This is a genomic window from Bradyrhizobium sp. SBR1B (assembly GCF_014198205.1).
GTDB lineage: Bacteria > Pseudomonadota > Alphaproteobacteria > Rhizobiales > Xanthobacteraceae > Bradyrhizobium.
Genome location: NZ_JACIHC010000004.1, coordinates 302,645 through 323,890 on the forward strand (window position 1 = coordinate 302,645; position 21,246 = coordinate 323,890).

The 21,246-nt window shown below is 65.0% G+C and carries 16 protein-coding genes and 1 pseudogene; 5 read left to right on the plus strand and 12 right to left on the minus strand.

Going from position 1 to position 21,246, the window contains the following annotated elements; all coding sequences use genetic code 11:
* Positions 1–52 precede the first annotated feature (52 nt).
* The 3 genes and pseudogenes from GGD61_RS13175 to GGD61_RS13185 form a co-directional block, all read right to left on the minus strand.
* The gene (locus GGD61_RS13175; RefSeq protein WP_183230843.1) at positions 53–2,047 is read right to left on the minus strand and encodes a TonB-dependent siderophore receptor; all 1,995 of its coding nucleotides are present in this window, start codon (positions 2,045–2,047) and stop codon (positions 53–55) included.
* Between the two features lie 625 nt (positions 2,048–2,672).
* Positions 2,673–4,668, minus strand: a pseudogene (locus GGD61_RS13180) (primary-amine oxidase).
* Between the two features lie 15 nt (positions 4,669–4,683).
* Positions 4,684–5,874: a serine hydrolase gene (locus tag GGD61_RS13185; RefSeq protein WP_183230772.1), complete on the minus strand. Its 1,191-nt coding sequence runs from the start codon at positions 5,872–5,874 to the stop codon at positions 4,684–4,686.
* A 181-nt stretch (positions 5,875–6,055) separates the two neighbouring features.
* On the opposite strand from GGD61_RS13185, the gene GGD61_RS13190 reads away from it, so the two are divergent.
* The gene (locus tag GGD61_RS13190; protein ID WP_092258215.1) at positions 6,056–7,042 is read left to right on the plus strand and encodes a helix-turn-helix domain-containing protein; all 987 of its coding nucleotides are present in this window, start codon (positions 6,056–6,058) and stop codon (positions 7,040–7,042) included.
* A gap of 6 nt (positions 7,043–7,048) precedes the next feature.
* On the opposite strand, the gene GGD61_RS13195 is transcribed toward GGD61_RS13190, so the two are convergent.
* From GGD61_RS13195 to GGD61_RS13210, 4 genes are all read right to left on the minus strand, one after another.
* Positions 7,049–7,714: a methionine ABC transporter permease gene (locus GGD61_RS13195; RefSeq protein ID WP_092258218.1), complete on the minus strand. Its 666-nt coding sequence runs from the start codon at positions 7,712–7,714 to the stop codon at positions 7,049–7,051.
* Complete coding sequence (locus GGD61_RS13200; RefSeq protein ID WP_177237176.1) at positions 7,704–8,855, minus strand: methionine ABC transporter ATP-binding protein; 1,152 nt, start codon at positions 8,853–8,855, stop codon at positions 7,704–7,706. Before GGD61_RS13200 ends, GGD61_RS13195 begins: the two co-directional genes overlap by 11 nt.
* A 237-nt stretch (positions 8,856–9,092) precedes the next feature.
* Complete coding sequence (locus GGD61_RS13205) at positions 9,093–10,565, minus strand: DASS family sodium-coupled anion symporter (RefSeq protein ID WP_092258224.1); 1,473 nt, start codon at positions 10,563–10,565, stop codon at positions 9,093–9,095.
* Positions 10,566–10,676: 111 nt separating this feature from the next.
* Complete coding sequence (locus GGD61_RS13210) at positions 10,677–11,483, minus strand: enoyl-CoA hydratase/isomerase family protein (protein ID WP_092258624.1); 807 nt, start codon at positions 11,481–11,483, stop codon at positions 10,677–10,679.
* Between the two features lie 121 nt (positions 11,484–11,604).
* Here GGD61_RS13210 and nthA point away from each other — a divergent pair, with 121 nt between their 5' ends.
* The 3 genes from nthA to GGD61_RS13225 are packed head-to-tail and all read left to right on the plus strand — an operon-like array spanning position 11,605 to position 13,276.
* Complete coding sequence (gene nthA / locus GGD61_RS13215) at positions 11,605–12,240, plus strand: nitrile hydratase subunit alpha (RefSeq protein WP_092258227.1); 636 nt, start codon at positions 11,605–11,607, stop codon at positions 12,238–12,240.
* A complete protein-coding gene (gene nthB / locus GGD61_RS13220) occupies positions 12,237–12,899 on the plus strand; it encodes a nitrile hydratase subunit beta (RefSeq protein WP_183230773.1) in 663 nt (220 codons plus the stop codon). The genes nthA and nthB overlap by 4 nt, the downstream gene beginning before the upstream one ends.
* Positions 12,896–13,276: a nitrile hydratase accessory protein gene (locus GGD61_RS13225; protein WP_092258233.1), complete on the plus strand. Its 381-nt coding sequence runs from the start codon at positions 12,896–12,898 to the stop codon at positions 13,274–13,276. The genes nthB and GGD61_RS13225 overlap by 4 nt, the downstream gene beginning before the upstream one ends.
* A 162-nt stretch (positions 13,277–13,438) precedes the next feature.
* On the opposite strand, the gene queC is transcribed toward GGD61_RS13225, so the two are convergent.
* The gene (gene queC, locus GGD61_RS13230; protein ID WP_092258236.1) at positions 13,439–14,155 is read right to left on the minus strand and encodes a 7-cyano-7-deazaguanine synthase QueC; all 717 of its coding nucleotides are present in this window, start codon (positions 14,153–14,155) and stop codon (positions 13,439–13,441) included.
* 126 nt (positions 14,156–14,281) lie between these two features.
* Here queC and mazG point away from each other — a divergent pair, with 126 nt between their 5' ends.
* Entirely contained in the window at positions 14,282–15,136 is an 855-nt protein-coding gene (mazG, locus tag GGD61_RS13235) for a nucleoside triphosphate pyrophosphohydrolase (RefSeq protein WP_092258239.1), read from the plus strand.
* A gap of 159 nt (positions 15,137–15,295) precedes the next feature.
* Here mazG and hflX read toward each other — a convergent pair whose 3' ends face one another.
* The 4 genes from hflX to GGD61_RS13255 form a co-directional block, all read right to left on the minus strand.
* Positions 15,296–16,678, minus strand: a complete 1,383-nt coding sequence (hflX, locus tag GGD61_RS13240; protein WP_177237177.1) for a GTPase HflX — start codon at positions 16,676–16,678, stop codon at positions 15,296–15,298.
* 11 nt (positions 16,679–16,689) lie between these two features.
* Positions 16,690–16,938: an RNA chaperone Hfq gene (gene hfq, locus GGD61_RS13245; protein WP_007591126.1), complete on the minus strand. Its 249-nt coding sequence runs from the start codon at positions 16,936–16,938 to the stop codon at positions 16,690–16,692.
* Between the two features lie 312 nt (positions 16,939–17,250).
* Positions 17,251–18,621, minus strand: a complete 1,371-nt coding sequence (locus GGD61_RS13250) for a sigma-54 dependent transcriptional regulator (RefSeq protein ID WP_018320442.1) — start codon at positions 18,619–18,621, stop codon at positions 17,251–17,253.
* Positions 18,622–18,639: 18 nt separating this feature from the next.
* The gene (locus tag GGD61_RS13255; protein ID WP_018320441.1) at positions 18,640–21,036 is read right to left on the minus strand and encodes a PAS domain-containing sensor histidine kinase; all 2,397 of its coding nucleotides are present in this window, start codon (positions 21,034–21,036) and stop codon (positions 18,640–18,642) included.
* Positions 21,037–21,246 lie beyond the last annotated feature (210 nt).

The window sequence follows — 21,246 nt, forward strand, 5'->3', positions numbered from 1 at the left end:
TTGCACTCTCATCCAGCTGGTCCGGCTCGCCATCGCCGGACCGTCTTCGATTTCACCAGCGATAAGTCAGCTTGCCGATGGCTTTCCGTCCCTCGGCATACATGCAGCCCGAAAGGCCGTAGCACGCCGCGACATAGCGCGTGTCCGCAAGGTTGGTGACGTTCAGCGACAGCCGCCAATTGTCACGGGTATAGGCAAGAAGCGCATCCAGCACTGTGGCCGATCCCACCTTGAAGGTGTTGGCATCATCGCCCCAGGTCGCGCCGACATAGCGAACGCCGCCGCCGAACTGCAAGCCCGCCAGCAGGCCGTTCTGAAGCGTGTAGTCGCTCCACAGCGAGGCGCGGTTGAGCGGCACGGTGACCGGCGCCTTGCCGACATTGAGCGGATCTTGCGTGACCATGGCATCGATATAGGCGTAGGCCGCCCGCAGATTCCAGCCGTCGGCGAGCGACATCGAGCCTTCGAGTTCAATACCGCGCGACTTCACCTGCCCGATCTGTTCGTAAAAGGTGGTTGCAGGCACGTACACAGCGACGTTGTCACGCGTCAGGTCGAAGGCGGCGAAGGTGAACAGCGCATTCCAGCCGACCGGTTGATACTTGACGCCCACCTCGTACTGCACGCCGGTCTCGGGATCGAGCATCTGTCCGGAAGGACTGGTCGCGAGCTGCGGCAGAAACGACTCGGAATAGCTGAAATAGGGCGCGATGCCGTTGTCGAAATTGTACATGACGGCAGCGCGGCCGGTGAAGGCCGAGGCGTCCTTCGATGTCGAAGTATCGACCGGGGGCAGATTGGTGTCGAGCTGCGTCGTCACGAAGTCCTGGCGGCCGCCGAGCTGGAACGACAGCCGGCCGAGCTTGATCTGGTCCTGCGCATAGAGGCCGACCTGCGACTGCTTGATGCCCTTGTTGTCGTACATGCCGCCGAGGGCCCAGTCGTAACTGTAGACCGGGTTGAAGACGTTGATCTCCGGCGCTGATGTCGTGACGGCGAAGGCCGTATCGCGGAACGTGGTGTTGCGATAGTCGAGCCCGACCAGGGTGGTGTGGCTGAGGATGCCGGTATTGAACTTGCCCTGGAGCTGGTTATCCACCGCAAAGGAGTTGATGTAGGAGTTGCTATAGCTGCCGAAACGCCCTAGCTGCCCCGCCGCTTCGTCGGTGTATCCGGTGCCGTAGAAGGTCTTTTCCTCATTGTGCTGATAGGCGTAACGCAGGTTCTGCCGGAACGTGATGTTGTCGGTGAAATTGTGCGAAAGCTGATAGCCGGCGGTCGCAATCTCGGTGTTGAACGCATTGAAGCCCGGCACGCCCGCGAAGAACGAGACCGGGATGGTGCGGCCGTTGTTCGGCCACACCGTGCCCGAGGCCGGCAGGAACTGAAGGCCCCACCCTGCCCGGTCGCGCTGGTAGTTGGCCAGCAGCGTGATGGTGGTGTCCTCGTTCGGCTTGAAGGTGACGGCGGGCGCGATGAAGACGCGGTTGTCCTTGGTGAAGTCGACCTGGGTCTGGCCGTCGCGGACGACGCCGGTGAGGCGCCACAGCACGGTGCCTTCCTTGTTGGCGGGGCCGCCCATGTCGAACTGGCCCTGATAGCGGTTGAAGCTGCCGCCGGAGATCGAGACCTCGCCGAACTGCTGCGCCGTCGGCAGTTTTGTCACGTAGTTGAGAATGCCGCCGGTGCCGCTGCCGCCATACATCGCCGAGGACGGGCCCTTGAGCACCTCCAGGCGCTCGGCCCCGTAGGGATCGAGGCCATTGAAGTGCACGTAGTTGCTCGAGGGGATCCGCAGGCCGTCGACGTAGAGACCCGACATGGTCGTGTCGAAGCCGCGGATCTGGAGCGCGCCGAAGCGGGTGTCCGAGCCGCCATTGACGTCGCCGCTGACACCGGCGGTATAGCGCAGCGCCTCGCCGATCGAGACCGCGCCCTGATTCCTGACCTGGTCGGTGGTGACGACGGAAACCGACTGCGGAGTTTCGATCAGCGGTGTATCGGTTTTGGTAGCCGTACCGCTCCGCGTGGCGACGAAACCGCGCACCGGACCATTGGCACGTTCGCCCGTCGCGCCGTTCGATGATGCTGACTGGGTCGGCGCGGCGGCTTGCGCAGGCGAGCGACGATTGGCGCGAGAGGTGCGTGTCGCCGCCCTTCGCGACGAAGCAACCGCCGCAGGACGGGCGCGCTGAACCGGCGCGTCGACGGTGACAGCGGGAATCTGGGTCTGCGCTTCCACGGAACCAAAGGGAACCACGAGCGAGAATGTGCTGACCGCCCCGAGCAGCAGCACACGAATCTGTCGACGACGCGCGCATTCACGCGAAGAAAGTTGGTAGTCGGTCACGTCTTTCGAGGCCCCACGCACTGCCGGCTTTGCCGGTATCATTTTTGGTGTCCCGCCCTAACTCAGGCGGTTTCGGAGCGCGATAGGAACGAGGTTAGAATCTCTCCAGAGGCGTGCGCGGCGCGTGCGACGAATGCGCTCATGCCGAATTGCCGCGCCCGGTGCCACGCAGCCGTCGTGCCCACAGATTTGGAATGCTTCTAGATCGAAACACTCCCTCACCATTCGGCAATGGCTGGAAACGATCAGCCTGCTACCGCGCGAGAATCGCCAACTACGACGGTCGGCGCTGCCGGGAAATCCGATCGAGCTCGATCCGGCTCTATGATTTGCCGGCGTGACAACACGATTCGTCGGCAGTGTTGCTCTCGTGTGCCAGTACGCTGCGGCTGTTGCGGTCCGGCGGGATGTCGCCGGCCGCATTGGCGGCGAAAAAGCCGGTCGGCTTCAGCAGGAAACCGGCATATTCCACCGGCATGATCGGGAAGTCCTCGGGCTTGCAGACATGGGTGTGGCCGAAAGAGTGCCACACCACGATATCGGCATTCTCGATGTTGCGGTCCTTCGCGGCATAACGCGGCAGGCCATCGCCGCCGGCATGGACGTTGGGATAATCGCCGCTTGCGTATTTCTCGGCCGGATCGAATGCTGTCACCCAGACATGCTTGGTGGCGAAGCCGCCGCGCTTGCGCACGTAACTGCCCTCCTGCGCCAGCATCAGCGGGCTCGGATTGACGACGAGCTTGTAGGCCGGAGCATTACCGACCGAGTTGGTCTCATTGGGATTGCTGATCTTCCAGAACCGGCCGGTTTGGCCATTGGCGATCGCCGCCGCGTCATGCTCGCGCGACAAAATCCGCGTCGTGGTGTCGAAGACGTTGCCGTGCGGATTGTCGTCACCCCAGGGCCGCGGCACAAAATCGTGCTCGGTGACGGTGTTGCCGCCGCCGTCGAGATCCATGTGCAGGCGCACGTTGAAGAAGTGCTGGTGCGTCGGTCCGCCCAGATTGTCGTCGACCATGCCGCCCCATTTGTACGTCTCGCCAGATCGCACCGCGGCGGTCTGGATGATGCCGGTCAGCTTGGTCTCCAACTGGACCGTGCCGTCCTGGTAGAGATACCAGTAGAAGCCGTAATCGTAATTGCCGACGGTCGCGAAAAACGAGATCACAAGCCGCCGCGAGCGGCGGACCTCGAACAGGCCGTTGCGGAACTCATAGTGCTTCCAGGCGATCCCATAGTCTTCCTCATGCATGCAGATGGCGTTCTGCATGACGAAGGGCTCGCCCTTGCTGTCGGCGCCCGGCACGTCGAAATAGCGGATGTTTCCGAGACAGTCGCAGCCGAGCTCGAGCGCGTTCGCAAGCATGCCGAGGCCATATTCGCCGGCATCGAACGCCGATTTCCAGAAATGGTTCGCGGTCGGATCGGCATAAGGCACCACCATCTCGGTAACGCTGGCGCGATGGATCAGGGAGCGCTTGCGCGCGCCGTCCTGGTAGGCGAGCTGATGCAGGACGAGGCCCTCGCGTGGCGTGAAGCCGATGCGGAAGCTCCATTTCTGCCAGTCGACCTTCCAGCCATCGACGCGAAAGCTCGCACCCTCCGGCTGCTCGATAGGCAGCGGCTTGATGTCGGTGCGCGGGTTCTTGACCTCGTGCGCGCCATAATTCCGCTTCTTGCGCGGAATCGGCACGATCGGATCCTCATCGGTGAGGTCGATGACCTTGCCGCCGATCAGGTCAACGACAGCGACCACGCCCTCGATCGGGTGCGCATAGCCGTTGTCCTGCAAGTGCTCGCGAAAATAGCTGACGGCACGCACGATACGGGCGCCGCGCTCGAACTCCTTGTCGAAGAAACCCGACGAGAACGGATCGACCTGGACCAGTTCGATGTCCTTCGGAAAGCCCGCGCCGCACCATCGCCGCCCGCCAGCCCGGATCGGCCTTGACCACGGCCTCGCACTTGAAGAATTCCTCCAGCATCACCGGCGGCTGCCCATAGGGCGCCTCGCGGTTCGGGACGACCTTGCGCCCGACGATCTCGCCACGGCCGAGATCGACGATGTGCTCGATGGCCTCGCCCGTGGCGACGTCGAGCGTCAACGCGAAGGCGCGACGCCCTACGCCGCCTGCGGCCAGCTCCTGCTTGGTCGGCTCCTCCAGCCGCACCGCCGGGAATCGGCAGTTCTCCGGCGAGGCCACGGCGGCGCGCACCAGCGTGCAGGCGGCGGTGATCTCCTCGGCAGTCAGCGGATCGAGCGGATGCGGCGTAGCGGTCTCTGTTTGCGATTTGGCTTTGACGGTATCGAGCATGGGGATGTCCAGAAATCAGGCGAGATGCGCGGTGATGGCGCTGAAGGCGGCGAACCAGCGCTGGTCAATCGGCACGTCCATCGCCTTGGGCTGGGTCGCGAGCTTGACGATGACGGTGTCCGAGTCGAGGTCGACATAGAGGTGCTGGCCGTGAATGCCGATCGCGGTGAGCGCGTTGCGCGACGGATCGATCGTGAACCATTTGCTGCGGTAGCGCGCGCCCGGGAAGAACTCGGCGAGGTCGCCGTCGGCCCAGGCTTTGGGATCGCCGTTCTCGCGGATGTCGTCGATCCACCAGCCCGGCACCACCTGCCGCCCCTCGACCACGCCGCGGCAGCGGATCATCTCGCCGAAACGGATGAGGTCACGCGCGGTGACCGAGATGCCGCCGGCGATGCGGCCCATGCCGTGGCTGTCGAGCGTGAGCGAGCCGTCGTCCTCTGCGCCCAGGGGCTGCCAGAGATAGCCGGAGAGGATGCGATGGTAGGGCATGCCGCAGGCACGCTCATAGACCCAGCCGAGCACCTCGGTGTTGGGCGAGACGTAGTGGAACACCTTGCCGTGTGGCTTACCGGTGCCGCGTAGCGTGGCGAGATAGGCGCGTTGGTGGCCTGCCTCGACGCCCGGCGGCGGCACGTCCCAGCCCGAAGAGAACCGATAGCGCGCAACGTCGCCGGCGGGGTCCTCGTAATCCTCTTCGAACTTGATGGCGACGACCATGTCGAGCAGGTTGCGGACAGTGCAGCCGGCGTAGACCGACGTCTCCAGCTCCGGCACGTAGCGCACCACCCTCGCCTCGGGATCGAGCAGCCCGCGCGCGGCCAGCACGCCGCCGAGCGTGCCGGCGATCGCCTTGCTGATCGAGCAGATCAGATGCGGCGTGGTCACGCTCATGCCATCGCCGTACCATTCGTGGATCAGCGTGCCCCGGTGCATGACGAGGAGCGTATCGGCAAACGTCTCGCGGAGCGTGGCTTCGATCGTGGTCTCTTTGCCATCAGGCGCGGTGAAAGCGAGTTTTGCCAGTTCGCGCGGCGCGCTTCGCATCAGCGTCGGCTGGGCCGAGCGGCGGATCTCTGCGGTCGGCAGCACTTCACGGGTGTGGGTAAAGCCCCAGCGGATCGCGGGAAAGCTGCGCCAATTGGCGCGCGTCACCTGCGCCTCGGGCGCGGGCGGGCTGCCGCGCATGATCTCGGTCGGTCGCATCTCGATCCCTCCGCAAAGTGCTGTCCCGGCCGCGATGTCGGAACGGCAGGACCGAAGCCTGCACCGCGGCGCCCTCGGGCGTTATCGAGATCCGGCAATATTTTGCTGGACAGCGCCTATGGCCGTGCCAGTCTGGCGTGGTTCTTGCCCGCTGTCGGGTGGTGAATTTCGACGTGTCGTCATGCCCTTAGGCGCAACTCTTCCGACTCTGGACTCGGCTGTCGGCCTGTTTCAGGCCAGCAGTACCGATGTCGACGAGCATTGCGCTTCGCTCGGTCGCTGGCGGCTCAGCTACGACCAGATCAGCGCCGGAGCCTTCAGGGGCAGCTTCACCCAACTCTCCTTGCCCCAGCTTGACGTCTTCCGCGAGATCACCAGCCAGCAGGTCCGCCAATACGGCCAGCTGGGGGCCGACAGCTTCGGCATCGGTCTGCCCTGGCACGGTGACGGCGAGGTCAATTGCAACGGCGCCAGCGTTGCAGGCGCCCAGGTCATCGCCTGCATCGACGCCGAGGTCGATATGTGCACGCCGAAATCATTCGAGCTGCGCGGTGTTGTCGCCAGCGCGGCGCTGATCGAGGAGCTTGCCGCCCGGCTCGATATCGAGCTGCCGCGCGCGGTCTGGCACCAGTTGCGGGTGATCGAGATGGCGCAGGCACCGGTCGCGCGATTGCGCGCTCACCTTGCCGCGATCCACGAGACCATCTCGACTGCCCCCGAACGGTTCGACGATCCGGCCGTCGGGCAGGCGCTGGAAGACGCCCTTCTCGTCGAGATCATGGACATGCTGCCGACCGCACGCCCCAGCGATCCCGGCCGCAGCGCCGCGGCGCGCAAGCGCACGGTCGATCGTGCGCGGGCGCTGATGCATGGCAGCGGCGATCGCTCGCTCTCGCTGCTGGAGGTCTGCAAGGCGGTCGGCGCCAGCCCGCGCAAGCTCGGCTATTGCTTTCAGGAGGTGTTGAGCACGAGCCCGATGCACTACTGGCGCGCGATGCGGCTGAACCGCGTGCGGCGCGATCTCAAGCGCGCCGGCGGCACCGATGCCTCCGTCTACGACGTCGCCGTGCAGCACGGCTTCTGGCACTTCAGCCAGTTCTCGCTCGACTACAAGCGTCACTTCTCCGAAAAGCCCTCGGAGACACTGCGGCGCGCGAGGTGTACCTGATCCGGCTCAGCGATGCCGCAGCCGGCGGTTGACCCGGCGCGCCAGATAATCGCCGGCGCTCTGGACGAGCTGCACCAGTGCGATCAGCACGACGACGACGGCCAGCATCATCTCCGGCATGAAGCGCTGATAGCCGTAGCGGATGCCGAGATCACCCAAGCCACCGCCACCGACCGCGCCGACCATCGCGGAGTAGCCGAGCAGACTGACCACCGCGAGCGTCAGTGCCAGCAGAAGTCCCGGCAGCGCCTCGGGGATCAGCACCTTGAACACGATCTGCATGGGCGACGCGCCGAACGAGGACGCCGTCTCGATCAGGCCGCCATCGACCTCGCGGATGGCACCTTCGACCAGACGCGCGATGAACGGCGCCGACGCGATCGTCAGCGGCACGATTGCGGCGGTCGATCCGATCGAGGTCCCCGCAACGAAGCGCGTGAACGGGATGATGGCGACGACGAGGATGATGAAGGGCGTGGACCGCGTCGCATTGACGACGATGCCGAGGACGCGATTGACGATGGGAGCTGCGAACAGCTCCCCTTTCCGGCTGGTTGCGAGGAAAACGCCGAGTGGAAGGCCGAAGGCGGTGCCGAGCAGCGCCGCGATGCCGACCATGTACAGGCTCTCGAAGGTGGCCTGGACGATCAGGTTGATGAGTTCAGGCGACATAGCCGAGATGCTCCGCCGGGAATTGATGTTGAAAGAGAAAGGCGAGCGTGCGCGCCGTCGCCTCCGCGCCGCCAGAAATACCGAGAGGAATGCCGAGAACGAGCGAGCCGACATGCTGGCCGCCGATCTCGTCGATGCGTGCCGCCAGCAGCGACACGTCGAGGCCGAGCTCGCGGGCGAGCCGCGCGACCAGGGTGTCGCCGGCCCCTGCCCCGCGCACCCCGAGGCGGATCACGGCCTGCCCGCCGGCGGACGGCTCCGCCACGATCCGGCTCGCCAGCGAGACCGGCAGGCTGTCGCCGGTCACCTCCGCCAGGAAGGATTGCGTGATCGGATGCTTGGGGTGGGTGAAGATGTCCGCGACATGGCCGCTTTCGACCACATGGCCGGCGTCGAGCACCACGACGTCCCGGGCGAGCTGGCGCACCACGGACATTTCGTGGGTGATCAATACGATGGTCACCCCGAGCTCGCGGTTGATGTTGGCGAGCAGATCGAGGATCGCGCGCGTGGTCTGCGGATCGAGTGCCGAAGTCGCCTCGTCCGACAGCAGCACGCTCGGCCGCGTGGCGAGGGCTCGCGCGATGCCGACGCGCTGCTTCTGGCCGCCGGAAAGTTCTGACGGATAGCGGTCGTGCTTGTCGGCGATGCCGACAAGCGCGAGCAGCTCGGCAACGCGGGCCCTGATGTCGGCCTTGGACCAGCCGGCGATCTCAAGCGGCAACGCGATGTTGTCGGCCGCCGTGCGCGACGACAGCAGGTTGAAATGCTGGAAGATCATGCCGATCGAGCGCTGCGCCAGCCGCAGCTCGCGCCCCGCCAGCGCCGAGATATCGCGGCCGTCGACGACGACGCGCCCCGTGGTCGGCTTCTCCAGCCCGTTGATGAGCCGCACCAGGCTCGACTTGCCGGCGCCGGAGCGGCCGATCACGCCGGTGATGGAACCGCGCGGGATCGCGAAGTCGATGTTTTGCAGCGCGTTGACGCCGGGCTTGCCGCGATAGGCCGGATAGGTCTTCGAGATGCCGGCGAAACGGACCATCCCGTCCGGCTCAGCTGCGGCAGGTGAAATCGCTTCACACCTCTCGATCGGCTGTCCGACCGCGAGCGATTGGTGGGCATTCATGGAAGCGGCCTTCATGCACAATAGTTCGCTTGCCCGCCTGCCCTTGGGGCGTACGGGAACCGGGTCGCGTCGAGCGACGGGGTGAAATCGCGGTGAGGGTTCGCGAGGAACGCGCTGCACCGCAGCACGCACCATCGCCCTTTCAGGACTGTGTTGCAATGTCAGATATTTGGAAGGAGTTGGACGAAGTTTTCCCAAACTCTCCCCGAAGAAGAATATTCCTCCACCGGGGCTATCAGCGCCCCACCCGGCTCATCCCATCTGCAACCAGGGCAGCACGATCAGCAGGAGCCCGGCGAAATAGAGCAGCCCGAAGATCAGGCCAAAACCCCAGAATTGGCCCTTTCCGATATAGCCGCTGCCGAAATACATCGGCGCCGGTCCGGTCGCGTAAGGCGAGATCACGCCCATCAGGCCGAGCGAGTACATGCAGAGCATCGCGAGTGTCGTGACCGGCAGATCGGGGATGCCCGATCCGACCGCGAGCACGACGGGCAGCACGGCGGCGGCATGCGAGGTGATGCTTGAGAAGAAATAGTGGATCCAGAAGAACAGCGCGACCAGCAGCAGCATCGCGGTCGACGGCGACAGCCCGGCAAGCGGTTTTGCGTATTCGGTCGCGAACCATTTGATGAAGCCGATCTCGTTGAGGCCGGAGGCCAGCGTCAGCAGCGATGTGAAATAGAAGAACACCTCCCAGGCGCTTTTCTCGCTGACAATGTCGGCAAACTCGATCACGCCGGTCACCAGCATCAGGGAGATCACGATGAACACGACGGTGGTGGCATTGACGAAGTTCGAGCCGAGCACGGGAATGTGGATGTCCGGGCTGGAGCCCGCGATCCACAGGAACATCGCGAGCACGATCAGGCCGAGCATGATCCACTCGTTGCGCGACATCGGGCCCATGGCGCCGAGCTCTTTCGCGGCCCATTCGGAAATCTCAGGGCTGCTTTTCACCTCCGGCCGGCACACCAGATAGCTGAGCAGCGGCACGAGCACCATCAGCAGGATGCCGAGCGGCGCGAAGCCGAGAAACCACTGGCCCCAGCTGACCTCGACCCCGGCGGTCTTCTTGGCGATCGCCAGCGCCGCCGCGTTGGGCGCAAGCGCGGTGAAGAACAGCGAGCTCGTGACGGAGGTCGCGGCAAAGGCGGTCCACATCACATACGTGCCGATCCTGCCGGCGGTCGGCCCCGGCTCGGAGCCATAGATGCGCGGGATGTTGCTGATGATGGGATAGACGATGCCGCCGCTGCGCGCGGTGTTCGACGGCGTCGCCGGCGCGAGCAGGAAGTCGGACATCGCCACGGCATAGCCAAGGCCGAGCGTGTTGCGGCCAAGGCGCTGCACCAGCACCAACGCAATGCGCCGGCCAAGCTGGCTCTTGCGATAGCCGATCGAGAACACGAAGGCGCCGACGATGAGCCAGACCGTGCTCTCGGCAAAGCCCGCCAGCATCCAGCGCAGCGACTTGGTCGGATCGGGGTCGATATAGCCGGCAACGCCCGCGACCGTGAGACCGATGAAGCCGACCGCGCCCACCGGCATCGATTCCAGGATGAGCCCGGTGATGACGGCCGCGAACACGGCGAAATAGTGCCACTGATTGACGTTGAGCCCTGCAGGCACCGGCCACAGATAGATCACCAGCCACACCGCGAGCGGCGCGACCAGTTTCCAGCGAAAGCCTTTCGCCTCCGGCGCCTGCGAGCTAGCAGTCATGGACCCTCCCCTCGATCGTCGTTGCCTGTGCGGCCGGTGCGCCCAGCCTGCTCTTGTCCCTGCGCCGCGTATAGGGACTGCCGGTTGTGCGATCAATGGCCGGGCATAGATCTAGCGCCCCTTGAAGCGCGGCTTGCGGCGGCCCAGGAACGCCTCGACGCCCTCCTTGTGATCTTCGCTGAAGCTGGCGAGCGCGAACTGGTCGACGTCCATGTGGCTGGCGAGATCGTCCAGCGCATGCGCGAGCCGGTTGACGGTCAGCTTCGTCATCGCGACCGAGAGCGGCGGCTGCGCGGCGACCTTCCGGGCGAGATCCATGGCGGCCTCGAAGGCATGGCCGGGATCGACCACCTGCTCCACCAGGCGCCATTCATGGGCCTCATCCGCTGAGATGCGCTCATCAGCCAGGATCACCGCCTGCTTGGTGCGTGCGGGCCCCATCAGATGCAGCATGCGCGGGATGCTCTGCCAGCTCATGTTCATGCCGAGCCCGATTTCCGGCACGCGCAGATGTGCGTCGCGGCCTATGATGCGGAAGTCGAGCGCGACGGCGAGGGCCACACCGCCGCCGACGCAAAAACCCTCGATCGCCGCGATCGTGATCTGCTCCATCTCCTGCCAGGCGTGCGTCAGACGCGGCCCGAGCTTGAGGTGCCGCCGCAGCGTGCCGAGGTCCATCTCCTTGCGCGAGTGCCCCTCGGCGTCCTTGAGGTCGAAGCCGGCGCTGAATGCGCCCGAGCTGCCGGTCAATATGACGACCGACGTCGCGGAATCGTCCTCGAAGCTGCGCGCCGCCGCGGTCAGCTGCCGCAATGCCTCGGGTGACAGTGCATTGATGCCGTCGCCCCGATCGAAGCGCACCACTGCAATCCGCCCCTCGGGCCCGAGGCCCCTTTCGATCTTAACGTAATCCGTCACCAAGGTCTCCCCGTCTGCTCTGCCGCGATGCTAGCCTACATCCGGCCTCACGAATATGGGACCCGGATGCGCCGCGGCGGATACTCGACAGGCCTGGGCCATTGCGCCTATCTTCGACGTCATGAGCCACGATCACGACCATCACCACCGCCACGATCACGACCATTCCGAGCTGTCGGAGACCGAGCTGCGCGTGCGCGCGCTCGAGACGATCCTGACCGAAAAAGGCTATGTCGAGCCGGCCGCGCTCGACGCCATCATCCAGGCCTATGAGACCAAGATCGGCCCGCACAACGGCGCACGCGTCGTCGCCAAGGCCTGGACCGATCCGGCGTTCAGAAAAGCGCTGCTGGAGGACGGCTCCAAGGCGATCGGCACGCTCGGCCATGTCAGCCGCGTCGGCGATCATCTCGTCGTGGTCGAGAACACGCCCGCGCGTCACAACATGGTCGTGTGCACGCTTTGCTCATGCTACCCTTGGGAAATGCTGGGCCTCCCGCCGGTCTGGTACAAGGCGGCGCCCTACCGCTCCCGCGCGGTGAAGGATCCGCGTGGCGTGCTCGCCGATTTCGACGTCAACCTGCCGAAGGACATCGAGATCCGGGTGTGGGATTCCACCGCCGAGACGCGCTTCCTGGTGCTGCCGATGCGCCCCGCGGGCACGGAGGGCTGGAGCGAGGAGCAGCTCGCCGAGCTGGTCACGCGCGATTCCATGATCGGCACCGGCTTTCCCAAATCGCCGGGAGCGCCGTCATGAACGGCGTGCACGACATGGGCGGCATGGACGGTTTCGGCAAGGTCGAGCCGGAGCCGAACGAGCCGATGTTCCATGAGGAGTGGGAGTCCCGCGTACTGGCGATGGTGCGCGCGATGGGCGCGGCCGGCGCCTTCAACATCGACACCTCGCGCTTCTATCGCGAGACGTTGCCTCCGCACGTCTATCTGTCGAGCTCCTACTACAAGAAGTGGTTTCTCGGGCTCGAAGAGATGCTGATCGAGAAAGGCTACCTCACAAGAGAGGAGGTCGCCGCCGGCCACGCGATGCAGCCGGCAAAGGCGCTCAAGCACGGCAGGTTCGATCTCGCCAATGTCGAGCGCGTGATGGTGCGCGGCAAGTTCGCCCGCCCTGCCCCGGCGCCGGCAAAATTCAACATCGGCGATCGCGTGCGCGCCAAGAACATCCATCCGGCCACGCACACGCGGCTGCCGCGCTATGTGCGCGGCCATGTCGGCGTGGTCGAGTTGAACCATGGCTGCCACGTGTTTCCGGATTCGGCGGCGATGGAGCTCGGCGAGAACCCGCAATGGCTTTACACGGTGGTGTTTGAGGGCCGCGATCTCTGGGGCGAGGATGGTGATCCCACCTTGAAGGTCTCGATCGACGCGTTCGAGCCCTATCTGGATCCGGCGCAATGAGTGGTACCGCTGCTGCCGCAGCCACCGCGGCCATACCCAGCATTCCCCGCGATGACGACGGCCCGGTGTTCCGCGCGCCCTGGGAAGCGCATGCATTCGCGATGGCGTTGAGCCTGCACGAGCGCGGCGTGTTCACCTGGCCGGAATGGGCAGCCAGCCTGGCCGACGAGATCAAGCGCGCGCAGGCCGCCGGCGATCCTGATACGGGCGAGACCTACTATCTGCACTGGCTCGCCACGCTGGAGGGTCTGGTCGCACGCAAGGGTGTCGCCTCGACGGAGACGCTGCATCGCTACCGCGATGCCTGGGACCACGCGGCGGATAGGACGCCACACGGCAAGCCAATTGAGCTTAAGCCGGAGGATTTTGCGGGGTAGTCAATTGGCGCAATGTTCTGTGGGCGCTGCTGCTCCATCCAGCACTGTCATCACCCGCGAAGGCGGGTGATCCAGTATTCCAGAGACGCTGGAGGGATACGGAGAAGCCGCAGCGTACTGGATTCCCCGCCTTCGCGGGGAATGACAGCGGAGATCGGAGCGCTATTTGCGCCCCACCACGAACTCCCGCCAGCCCTTCGCCCGCAGGCTGCATGCCGGGCATTCCCCGCACCCATAACCCCAATCATGCTGCGCGCCGCGTTCGCCGAGATAGCAGGTGTGGGAGTGCTCGCGGATCAGATCGACCAGCCCGTCGCCGCCGAGATCCTGCGCCAGCTTCCACGTCGCGGCCTTGTCGATCCACATCAACGGCGTGTGCAGCTCGAATTGTCTGGCCATGCCGAGCGACAGCGCGGCCTGCATGGCGCGGATGGTGTCGTCGCGGCAATCGGGATAGCCGGAATAATCGGTCTCGCACATGCCGCCGACGATGTGGGTGATGCCGCGCCGGTAGGCCAGCGCCGCCGCAAAAGTCAGGAACACCAGGTTGCGGCCGGGCACGAACGTATTCGGCAGGCCGTCGGCGCCCATCGCGATCGCGACGTCACGCGTCAGCGCGGTCTCGGACACCGCGGCCAGCGTCGGGATCGACAGCGTATGGCTCTCGCCGAGCTTCGCGGCCCAATCGGCGCGCAGCGCCTTCACCCCGTCGAACAGCCGCTCACGGCAGGCCAGCTCAATGGCATGGCGCTGGCCGTAGTCGAACCCCAGAGTCTCCACGCGCGAAAAACGGCTCAGCGCCCAGGCGAGGCAGGTCGTGGAATCCTGGCCGCCGGAAAACAGCACCAGCGCGGTTTGTGATGAAAATGCGTCACTCATGGCCCGCGCTTTAGCACTGCAGACGCGGCCCGCCAATCGGTGGAAATCGGCCTGTTCCGCCCCGCCGCGCTGGGAACGGCGGGCCGCTTTTGGCATAAGGTTTTGGAGCCAGGAGAGCGCCCCGCAATGACCCCTTCCCGCGACATTTCCCGCCTGATCGAGATCATGGCGGCGCTGCGCACGCCGGTGACCGGCTGCCCCTGGGACCTCGAGCAGGATTTTGCGACCATCGCGCCCTACACGATCGAGGAGGCCTATGAGGTGGTCGACGCCATCACGCGGGGCGATCTCGACGATCTCCGCGAGGAGCTCGGCGATCTGCTGTTGCAGGTCGTGTTCCACGCCCAGATGGCCTCGGAGCAGAATGCTTTTGCGTTCGGCGACGTCGTCGAAGCCATCACCCGGAAAATGATCCGGCGCCATCCCCACGTCTTCGCTGACAAGGACGGCAATCTCGCCTCCTCCCACGTCAAGGAAGTCTGGGACCGCATCAAGGCCGAGGAGAAGGCCGAGCGCGCCGCGCGCCGGCCGCCGGAGCAGGTGCCGACGCACAAATCGCTGCTGTCAGGCGTGAAGGCCGGCCAGCCCGCGCTGACGCGCGCCATGGAGCTGCAGCGCAAGGCCTCCACCGTCGGCTTCGACTGGAACGACCCGCGGGCGGTGCTGCAAAAGATCCGCGAGGAAGCCGACGAGATCGAGGCTGCGCTCGACCGCAACGACAAGCAGGAGATTGCGGAAGAGACCGGCGACCTGATGTTCGCCCTCGTCAACCTCGCCCGCCATGTCGACGCCGATCCGGAGGCCGCATTGCGTGCGACCAACGCAAAATTCGAGCGGCGCTTTGCCTATATCGAGCGGGCGCTGGAAGCGCAGGGCCGCACGCTGGAGCAGGCCTCGCTGGCGGAGATGGACGCGCTGTGGAATGCGGCGAAGGGTGATGAGCAATCGGCGCAGGAACGGCGCAAGGAAGCGAGCCGCTAATTCTGCTGTCGTCCTGGCGAAGGACAATTCGTAGGGTGGGCAAAGGCGCGCACTTCGCGCGCCGTGCCCACGCCTTTCAACAACGGGCAAATGGTGGGCACGGCGCTCACGCGCCTTTGCCCACCCTACGAGGGCTGCGTTTGTCCGAGACGACAGCTGTTACGCAGGAAGGCGCGGCACCGCATCAAACCGCGACACCACGATGTCCCGCTTGGTCTCGTCCACCCGCACGGTCATATCAAAACGGCCGTCGTGCAGCTCTTTCGCCAGCACCTCGGCATTGCGGTGCAGCCAGCTGATGCCGGCGCCGTCGGCGGCGTCGATCGAGAGGTCGAGCGTGGTGCGCTTGGCTGCTAACCGCTGCTCGATCGCGGCGAGCAGCGCGTCGACGCCCTCGCCCGACACGGCGGAGACGAGCATCGCCGGATGATCCTCCGGCCTGCGTGCGGCGATGTTCAGGAGCTCTTCGCGCTGCTCGGAATCGTAGCGGTCGATCTTGTTCCAGACCTCGATAATGCGGCCGGAATCATCGGGGTTGATGCCGAGCTGGCGCAGCACGGCGTCGACGTCGCTCTGCTGCGCCTCGGCATCTTCATGGGATATGTCGCGCACATGCAGGATGACATCGGCCTCCAGCACCTCCTCCAGCGTGGCGCGGAAGGCGGCGACGAGCTGGGTCGGCAGGTTGGAGATGAAACCGACGGTGTCCGACAGCATCGCCTTGCCGCCGTGCGGCAGGTTGAGTGCGCGCAGCGTGGGGTCGAGGGTTGCGAACAGCATGTCGGCGGCCTGCACGTCGGCACGCGTCAGGCGGTTGAACAGCGTCGACTTGCCGGCATTGGTGTAGCCGACCAGCGCGACGACGCGATATGGCACGCGCTGGCGGCCGGCACGATGCAGCCGCCGCGTCGCCTGCACCTTCTTCAACTCGCCCTCGAGCTTGGAGATGCGCTCCTGGATCAGGCGGCGGTCGGCTTCGATCTGGGTCTCGCCGGGACCGCCCATGAAACCGAAGCCGCCGCGCTGGCGCTCCAAATGGGTCCATGAGCGCACCAGGCGTGAGCGCTGGTAGTTGAGATGCGCGAGCTCGACCTGGAGCGAGCCTTCCTTGGTCTTGGCGCGGCGGCCGAAGATTTCCAGGATGAGGCCGGTGCGGTCGAGCACCTTGGCGTGCAATTCCTTCTCGAGATTACGCTGCTGGATCGGCGCCAGCGCGCAGTCCATCACCACGAGCTCGACGTCGAGGCTCTTGGCCAGCGCCGCGATCTCTTCGACCTTGCCCTTGCCGATATAGGTCGCGGGGCGGATCTGGCTGATGGGCGCGACGATGGCGTCGGCAATAACGAGATCAATCGCACGCGCGAGGCCGGCGGCTTCATCGAGCCGGGCCTCGGCGTTGCGCTGGATATGAGTCTCCGATTGCGCGTCGGCACCGCCTGCGCGCACCCGCAAATAGGGGCCGATGACAAGCACCCGCCCCGTCTGCTTAGCCCCTGCCGACCGCGGACGGTCGGCATCCCCGTCGAAATTCCGGGGTTCCAATCAGATCACTCTCAAGCCGGCTGATCCTCGCCGCCTTCGAACAACTGGATCGGCGCACCCGGCATGATGGTCGAGATCGCATGCTTGTAGACGAGCTGCGAATGACCGTCGCGCCGAAGCAGTAGACAGAAATTGTCGAACCAGGTCACGATGCCCTGGAGCTTCACTCCGTTGACCAGAAAGATCGTCAGTGGCGTCTTGGTTTTGCGAACGTGATTAAGGAAGGTGTCCTGTAGGTTTTGTGCGCGGTCTGCCGCCATTGTTTTTTTCTCGCTTTGAGTTTCTTTTTATTGCGCCGGTTGCGGCTCTCTTTGTGAAGTTCGGAGCCTCTCCCGGTTGCCGTTCCTCATGAGATCCCCCTCGGAAGGAACAGCTGTGCAATTAGAGGACAGGTGGACCTATTAGGCAAGCCGCTTCACGCGGCAGCGGGCGCCGTATTGCCCCGAAAAACTACGGAAATCGATGAATTTCCTCGTTTTATTCAAAGGTGTCGCCGCAACGTCGCGGCGTTAGATCTTGTTCTGACGACGTTTTCCCAGTGCGAACCGGTACCCGCTTCGCACCAGCACGCGCTAGCCGACACCGAGCGCTTTCAACTTTCGATGCAGCGCCGACCGTTCCATGCCAACGAACTCGGCTGTGCGAGAAATATTTCCTGAAAAACGGCTGATCTGTGCAATCAAATAGTCGCGCTCGAACACCTCGCGCGCCTCGCGCAGCGGCAGGCCCATGATGTGCTCGCCATTGTTGCTGGTCGGCATCGCCGGCACCATGGAGCCGACGTCCTGCGGCAACATGTCGGCCGTGATGATGACCTCCGGTCCACCGGCGGCGAGAATCATGACTCTTTCAACGTTGTTGCGGAGCTGGCGCACATTGCCCGGCCAGACATGCGATTGCAGCACCGCCATCGCGTCCTGGCCGATCTGCCGCTTGGGCAGGCCGCTACCGGCCGAGATCTGCTCCATGAAATAGTCGATCAGTTCCGGGATGTCCTCGCGCCGCTCCGACAGCGCAGGCACGCGGATCGGCACCACCGAGAGGCGATGATAGAGGTCCTCGCGGAAATGGCCGGCCGCAATCTCCTCTTCGAGATTGCGCGCGGTCGAGGAGATGATGCGGACGTCGACCTGCACCTTGGCGGTGCCGCCGACGCGCTGGAACGATTGCTCCACCAGCACCCGCAGGATCTTGTTCTGGGTCTCACGCGGCATGTCCGCGATCTCGTCGATGAACAGCGTGCCGCCATGGGCTTCCTCGAGCGCGCCGGGCTTGCGCGCCTGTTCGCCGTTGGACTGCTCCACGCCGAACAGCTCGTGCTCCATGCGCTCGGGCGTGATCGCGGCGGCGTTGATGACGACGAAGGGACCGTCGGCGCGGCCCGAGGCCGTATGCAACGTGCGCGCCGTCAATTCCTTGCCGGCGCCGGCGGGGCCGACGATCAGGATGCGGCTGTTGGCCTTGGCCGCGCGCTCGATGGTCTGGCGCAGCTGGTTCATGCTCGGCGAGCGGCCGACGAGCTGGCTTGCGCTCGGCGCCAGCTGCTTCAGCTCCTTGACCTCGCGCTTGAGCCGCGAGTTCTCCAGCGCCCTGGTTGCGACCAGGATCAGCCGGTCGGCCTTGAACGGCTTCTCGATGAAGTCGTAGGCGCCGCGCTTGATCGCGGCCACCGCGGTCTCGATGTTGCCGTGGCCGGAGATCATCACGACCGGCAGGTCGGCATTGTCCTTCTTGACCTGCTCCAGGAGCTGCAAGCCGTCGAGCTTGGAGCCCTGCAGCCAGATGTCGAGGAACACCAGATGCGGCCGCCGGTTGGCGATTTCAGCCAGTGCAGAGTCGCTGTCGCGCGCAGTCCGCGTGACAAAACCCTCGTCCTCGAGAATGCCTGCGACGAGATCCCGAATATCGGCCTCATCATCGACAATCAGAATTTCACTTGCCATGGGTCGCGCCCTGTCTTGTCAGCTGCCTGTTGAGGCTTCGATTTTCGTTGAATCATTGGTCTTTTCAGCGGCCTCTTTGGTTTCGGCCGCCAGCTCTTTTGTTTCCTGCGCCGGGTCCTTGACAGGAGCGCCGGCCTCTTCGCCGGTTGCGTCCTTGACCGCGGCCGCCGGGGCCTGCTCGGCTCCCTCGGACTTCGCCGGCTGGCCGGAGACTGCGAAGCGCATCCGCATCCAGGCGCCGCGCTGGCCCTCGCGGAAGTCGGAAGCATCCTTCAGCTCGATGCGCCCGCCATGGTCTTCCAGCACGCGGCCGACGATCGCAAGGCCAAGGCCGGTGCCTTTGGCACGCGTCGTGACATAGGGCTCGAGCAGCCGCGAGCGCGCGACCTTGGGTAGGCCGATGCCATTGTCGATGACGTCGATCAGAACGTCCTCGCCCTCGCGCGACACGACCACGTCGATGCGGCCTTTGCCCAGCTCCTCCGGCGGGACCTGCTCGATCGCCTCGGTGGCGTTCTTGACGATGTTGGTGACGGCCTGCGAGATCAGCCGCCGGTCGAACTGCGCGCGGAGCGGATCGTCTTTGAATTCGGCCTCGATATCGATCTCGGGATGGGCGACCTTCATCAGGAACACGGCCTGCCGCACGGTATCGGCGACGTCCTCGCCTTCCATCACCGGCTTCGGCATCCGCGCAAAGCGCGAGAACTCGTCGACCATGCGCCTGATGTCGTCGACCTGGCGCACGATGGTGTCGGTGCACTGCTCGAAGATCTGCTTGTCCTTGGCCTCGGTGATGCCCTTGCCGAACTTGCGGCGAATTCGCTCGGCCGAAAGCTGGATCGGCGTCAGCGGATTCTTGATCTCATGCGCGATGCGGCGCGCCACGTCGCCCCAGGCCGAGGTACGCTGCGCCGAGACCAGCTCGGTGATGTCGTCGAGCGTGATGATGTAGCTGTCATGCGGCTGGTTCTTCTCGGCGCTGACGCGGACCGAGAGATTGCGCTCGGTGCCGTCGCGGGTGATCGTGATCTGGCCCTGCACCAGACGCTGGCTCCCTTCCCGCGCCGCCTTCATCATCTCGTCCAGCTCGGGCAGCACGTCGGAGAGCGGATGACCGAGCGTCTCCGCCTCGGAGTGCCCGATCAGCTTCTCGGCCGAGCGGTTCAAAATGCCGACGCTGCCGGAAGCATCGACGCCGATGATGCCGGCGCTTGCGGAGGACAGCACCGCTTCGATGAAGCGACGGCGGCTGTCGATCAGGTCGCTGGCGTTGACGAGCTCATCGCGCTGGCTGCGCAACTCCTGCGTCATCTTGTTGAAGGTCTCGCCTAACTGCGCGAGATCGCCTTCCGACTGGTGCACCGGCACCTGGACATGGAGGTCGCCGGTCGAGACCGTGTGGGCCGCGTTCATCAGCCGCCGGATCGGCGAGACCAGTGAATTGGCGAAGTTCAGGCCGATCAGCACCGAGGCCATCAGGATGGTCAGCGCGATCACGGCGAACATCAGCGCAAAGGCAACCTGGATGCCGAGCCGGCGCGACTCGATCTGGGCGTATTCGGCGACGCTGACCTCGGTCTGCTTGAGCTGATTGACGACGTTCGGATCAAGCGGACGGGCGACATAGAGGAAGGTGTCGCTGAAGGCGCGCAGCCGGATCACCGCGGCCACGAAGCTCGCATCGGGAAGGACCGCGATCTCGGGCTCTGACTCGTTGACGTTGCTGAGGAAGTCGGACGCGGGCGGCGAATAGGCGAGCCGCATGCCGGTGTCGGCGGATTCCAGGATGTTGGTGTTCTTGTCGATGATCATCGCGCCCGGCAGGTTGCGGGAACTGGCGCTGGCGCTCAGCATCTCCCGGAACGAGCGGCGATCCTGGTCGTAGAGCGGCCGGGCATGCGCGATGTCGTTGGCCATGCCGAGAATGTCGCCGCGGATCAGCTGCGCATGGTCCTGCATATAGGCCCGCGCGATCGTCAGCGAATTCTGGATCACCTCTTTGGTCGGGCCGGAGAACAGCCGGTCGAGGCCGCGTTCGATGGTGACGTTGGCGACGACGGCGACCAGCACCGCCGGCAGCACCGCCACGATCGAGAACAGGCTGACGATCTGGACATGGAGCCGCGCCGCCGCCCTGCCCCGCCGCCGCGCCAGAATCAGCTGCCAGAGCTCGCGGATGATGATCCCGACCAGCAACAGGATCGTGGCCGCGTTGGTCAGGTAGATCGAGCGGACCACCGCCGGCGTCGGCTCGATCGTGGTCAGGCCGGTCAGAACCAGGAAGGTCAGGAAGGCCGAGAGCAGCGCCAGCGCCACGGCAAAGGGCGCCAGCCAGCGCCGCGCCGACCAACGCCGGGGCTCTTCCGCTGGTGTCGTGTCAAAGTGTGCGGCCGAGGTGTCTGCGCTGGTCATTCCGGCAATGGTGGTGCTGAAAACGGGTCCGCGATGGGCGGATACTGATGTATTCGTACCACATTGTTGCCGAATTGCGACAATTCCGCGGCGCCCCCGCCGCGGCGGACCGGCGCATCCACAGCTCTGGCGCGGCGCGTGGCACCGGCATCGTCATTCGCGAACGAGGGCGAGCCTTGACGCAGATCAAGAGTGCGCGTGGCTCATGCC